General features: G+C 74.0%; 3 protein-coding genes. All 3 read left to right on the top strand.

The window, feature by feature from the left end:
• Positions 1-399: 399 nt before the first annotated feature.
• The 3 genes from ADL05_RS00015 to ADL05_RS00005 all read left to right on the top strand — a co-directional run bounded on the left by ADL05_RS00015 (position 400) and on the right by ADL05_RS00005 (position 3,943).
• Positions 400-1,458 (top strand): YdcF family protein, encoded by a 1,059-nt coding sequence (locus tag ADL05_RS00015; RefSeq protein WP_053614737.1) that lies wholly within the window; start codon positions 400-402, stop codon positions 1,456-1,458.
• 43 nt (positions 1,459-1,501) lie between these two features.
• The gene (locus ADL05_RS00010; protein ID WP_053614736.1) at positions 1,502-2,755 is read left to right on the top strand and encodes a deoxyguanosinetriphosphate triphosphohydrolase; all 1,254 of its coding nucleotides are present in this window, start codon (positions 1,502-1,504) and stop codon (positions 2,753-2,755) included.
• Positions 2,756-2,896: 141 nt separating this feature from the next.
• The gene (locus tag ADL05_RS00005) at positions 2,897-3,943 is read left to right on the top strand and encodes a LacI family DNA-binding transcriptional regulator (protein ID WP_053614738.1); all 1,047 of its coding nucleotides are present in this window, start codon (positions 2,897-2,899) and stop codon (positions 3,941-3,943) included.
• Positions 3,944-3,987: the final 44 nt, after the last annotated feature.

The raw sequence follows: 3,987 nt of genomic DNA, 5'->3' as shown, positions 1-3,987 counted from the left end.
GCGGCGTGAAGCGCCCTGGCCGAAGTGAGGGACGAGCGGAGGCCTAAGGCGAGCACGGGTGAGGGGCGTGCCGGTGCCTGCAGGAGGAGTCTCTGCCGCCAGCGAGGGACGAGCCAGGCAGTAGCGACGACGAAGGCCGCGGCGTGAAGCGCCCCGAACCACCCGGCGTGAAGCGCCCGCGAGCCCTCTAGACTCGGGGGCCGGCGGGGAACAGCCCACCTGGGGTCATCGTGACCTATTCGTGATATATTTTCGACTGCTGGCCTGGCCGTCTTCCCCGACCCCCTACCTCACCTCAGGTTCGCCCCCGATCGGGTCGGCCTGCCGAGAACCAGCGGCGGTCGGAAGTCGTCCCAGTGGGGGAGTACTCCAGTCAGCGAATTGTGCGGAGGTGAGCCGGTGCGAGTGGCAGGCGACGGTCACGGCGACGAGCCGTGGGAGGGCCCGGCCGGCGCCTCCCCCGATGACGAGGCCACCCGGGTGTTCTCCCGGAGCGAGCACGCCCCGGCCGCGACCGCGGAGGGGGACGAGGCCACCCGGTCCTTCTCACGCGACCCCGGGGCCACCCGTGCGTTCACCCGTGACGCGTACCAGACGGGGCCGGAGGGCCCGGCCGCCGACGATCCGTCCACGGCCGCCCCGGCCGCCGACGCAGGTGCGGAGACCTCCTTCACCCGCCGCTTCGTCCGCGAACGCCATCCGGCCCGCGGACGCGTGCCGCGCACCGACCCCCGCCCCGAACCCCCGGCCGAACCGGACCCCGGCTTCGGCCCCGGCCCCGACGCGGAGCGCGAGCGCGCCGACCGGCGCCCCCCGCGGCCCCGGCGCAGGCGCCCGCGCCGCAAGGTCCGCAAGCGCTGGATCGTCGCCCTCCTGCTGATCGCGGCCCTGGCCGTCGTCCCGGGGACGTGGGGCTGGGTCTGGTACACCGCCCGCCAGGACGACCGCACACCCTCCGACGCCATCGTGGTCCTCGGGGCCAGCCAGTACAACGGCGTGCCCTCACCGGTCTTCGAGGCGCGGCTGCGCCAGGCGCAGGAGCTCTACCTCGACGGCGTGGCCCCCGTCATCGTCACGGTCGGCGGCAAGCTGCCCGACGACAACTTCACCGAGGCCGCCTCCGGCCGGAACTGGCTGGTGGAGGTGGGCGTTCCCGCCGACTCCGTCGTCGCGGTCGAGGAGGGCAGCGACACCCTGCAGAGCTTCGCCGCCGTCTCGGAGGTGTTCGACGCCAACGGCTGGGAGACCGCCATCCTGGTCTCCGACCCCTGGCACAGCCTGCGCTCCCAGGTGATGGCGGAGGACTTCGGCATCGAGGCGGGCGCCTCGCCCGCGCGCTCGGGGCCCGCCGTCATCGAGCGCCGCACCCAGCTGTGGTACATCACCCGCGAGACCGCGTCCCTCTGGTACTACTGGATCTTCAACGACAGCAGCGACATCCAGGTGAACGCCGCCTGAGCTGGGTACGGTTCCGTCACCGCCGGGAAGTAGGCTCGCAGTGATGACGAGCGGTCCCGGAGACGAAGGTCGGGTCCACGGCTACGAGGCCGCGGACACCGAGCGCATGGCCGGCGAACGGCGCAAGAACCGTGCCCGGGGGCCCTTCGAGCGCGACCGCGCCCGGGTCCTGCACAGTTCGGCGCTGCGTCGCCTGGCCGCCAAGACCCAGGTCGTCCAGCCCGGCGTGAGCGACTTCCCGCGCACCCGGCTCACGCACTCCCTGGAGTGCGCGCAGATCGGGCGGGAGCTCGGCCAGGTGCTGGGCTGCGACCCCGACCTGGTCGAGGCGGCGTGCCTGTCGCACGACCTCGGCCACCCCCCGTTCGGGCACAACGGCGAGCGGGCGCTGGACGAGGCGGCGGCCGCCTGCGGGGGGTTCGAGGGCAACGCCCAGAGCCTGCGCCTGCTCGTGCGCCTGGAGGGCAAGGTCATCGACCCCGACGGGCGCAGCGCCGGGCTCAACCTCACGCGCGCCACCCTCGACGCGACCGTGAAGTACCCATGGCGCCGGGGCGAGGGCGGCGACACCCACAAATTCAACTGCTACCCCGACGACACCGAGGTCTTCGACTGGCTGCGCCGGGGCGCGCCCGCGGGCCGCACGTGCTTCGAGGCGCAGGTCATGGACTGGGCCGACGACGTCGCCTACTCGGTCCACGACGTCGAGGACGCCCTGCACGCCGGGCTCGTGCGCATGGCCGCCCTGCGCAGCCCCGTCGAGCGCGCCGAGGTCGTGCGGGTGGCCGCCGACTCCTACTGCTCCGCCGATCCCGCGGAGCTGGACGAGGTGTTCACCGACCTGCTGGCCGCGCCCGTGTGGCCCGCCGAGTTCACTGGGGACCTCGCCTCGCTCGCCGCGCTGAAGAACCTCACCAGCGAGCTGATCGGCCGCTTCTGCCGGGCCGCCGAGGGCGCCACGCGCGCCGCCCACGGGCCCGGCCGCCTGACGCGCTACGGCGCGGACCTCATCGTTCCGCGCCGGGCCCTGCTGGAGTGCGCGCTGCTCAAGGCGGTGGCCGCCCACTTCGTGATGTCGCGCGAGGAGGCCCTGGCCTACCAGGTCGAGGAGCGCAGGACGGTCACCGAGCTGGTGGAGGCGCTCTGGAAGAGCGCCCCCGACGAGTTGGACCCCCAGTTCGCCGAGGCCTTCACCGCCGCCGAGGACGACGCGGCGGCCCTGCGGGCGGTCGTGGACCAGGTCGCCTCCCTCTCCGACACCTCCGCCACGGCACTGCACGCGCGCCTCCTGGGCTGACCCGTTTCGGGAGATTTCTCCCCGGGAAGTCTTGACGCCGGTTCTGTTAACGCTAACAATGTTGGCTGCGTCACAGAACTTTCCCGAGCGTTACGAGGAGGTGCCGTCCAGGTGACCCCGCAGAGTGGCCGCAGCCCGGTCATGGCCGACGTCGCCCGCCTGGCCGGCGTCTCGCACCAGACCGTGTCCCGGGTCGTCAACGGCCACCCGAACGTGCGCGCCGAGACGACGGCGCGCGTGCAGCGGGCCATCGACGAACTCGGCTACCACCGCAACTCCACCGCGCGCGCCCTGGTCACCCGCCGGACCAACGTGCTGGGGGTCATCGCCTTCGACACCACCCTGTTCGGCCCGGCCCAGACCCTGGCCGGAATCGAGCGGGCCGCCCGCGAGGCCGGGTACTTCCTGAGCATCGTCAGCCTGGACGACGTCAGCCCCGCCGGGGTCGCCGAGGCCGTGGACTACCTCATCCAGCAGTCCGTCGAGGGTTGCATCGCTATCGCTCCGCAGCGCGCGCTGGTGCGGGCGCTGGCCGCCGTGCCGGGCCCGCGGCCCCTGGTGGCGGTCGAGGGCGGAGAGGGGTCTGGCCTGCCGGTCGTGTGCGTCGACCAGGCCCAGGGCGCCCACGACGCCGTCCGCCACCTCATCGACCTGGGGCACCGCACCGTCCACCACATCTCGGGCGACCCGGAGTGGCTGGAGGCCGAGTCCCGCGTCGCCGGCTGGCGGCGGGCGCTGGAGGAGGCGGGAGCCGCGGCCCCGGAGCCGCTCGTGGGCGACTGGAGCCCGCGCTCCGGCTACGAGATGGGCCGGCGCCTGATCCAGCGGCGCGCGACCGGTGAGGAGGTCACCGCGGTGTTCGTGGCCAACGACCAGATGGCGATCGGCCTGCTGCGCGCCCTGGGCGAGGCCGGGCTCCGGGTCCCGGACGACATCAGCGTCGTCGGCTTCGACGACGTCCCCGAGGCCGAGTTCCTCGCCCCGCCGCTGACCACCGTCGCCCAGGACTTCGCCCAGGTGGGCCGGGTGAGCCTGCGCGTACTGCTCGACGAGCTGGGCGCGGGGGAGCGGCCCGCCGGCGAGGACGCCGCCTCCGGCCCCCCGCCCGCCCCACGGCTCATCGTGCCCGCACGACTGCGGGTGCGCCAGAGCAGCGGGCCCGCCCCGGCCCCGGACCCCCACCGCTGACCCCGTCCTCCGATCCGTACCGCTGACCGACCCCGCCCCCGATC

It is taken from the genome of Nocardiopsis sp. NRRL B-16309 (assembly GCF_001279585.1).
Classification (GTDB): Bacteria; Actinomycetota; Actinomycetes; order Streptosporangiales; family Streptosporangiaceae; genus Nocardiopsis.
The sequence above is the reverse complement of the archived record's forward strand: the minus strand, read 5'-3'. Positions and strand labels throughout refer to the sequence as shown.

Excerpts from the sequence above, each read along its gene's own strand:
- ADL05_RS00010 (WP_053614736.1), top strand. The coding sequence starts at position 1,502 with ATGACGAGCGGTCCCGGAGACGAAGGTCGGGTCCACGGCTACGAGGCC.
- ADL05_RS00005 (WP_053614738.1), top strand. The coding sequence starts at position 2,897 with ATGGCCGACGTCGCCCGCCTGGCCGGCGTCTCGCACCAGACCGTGTCC.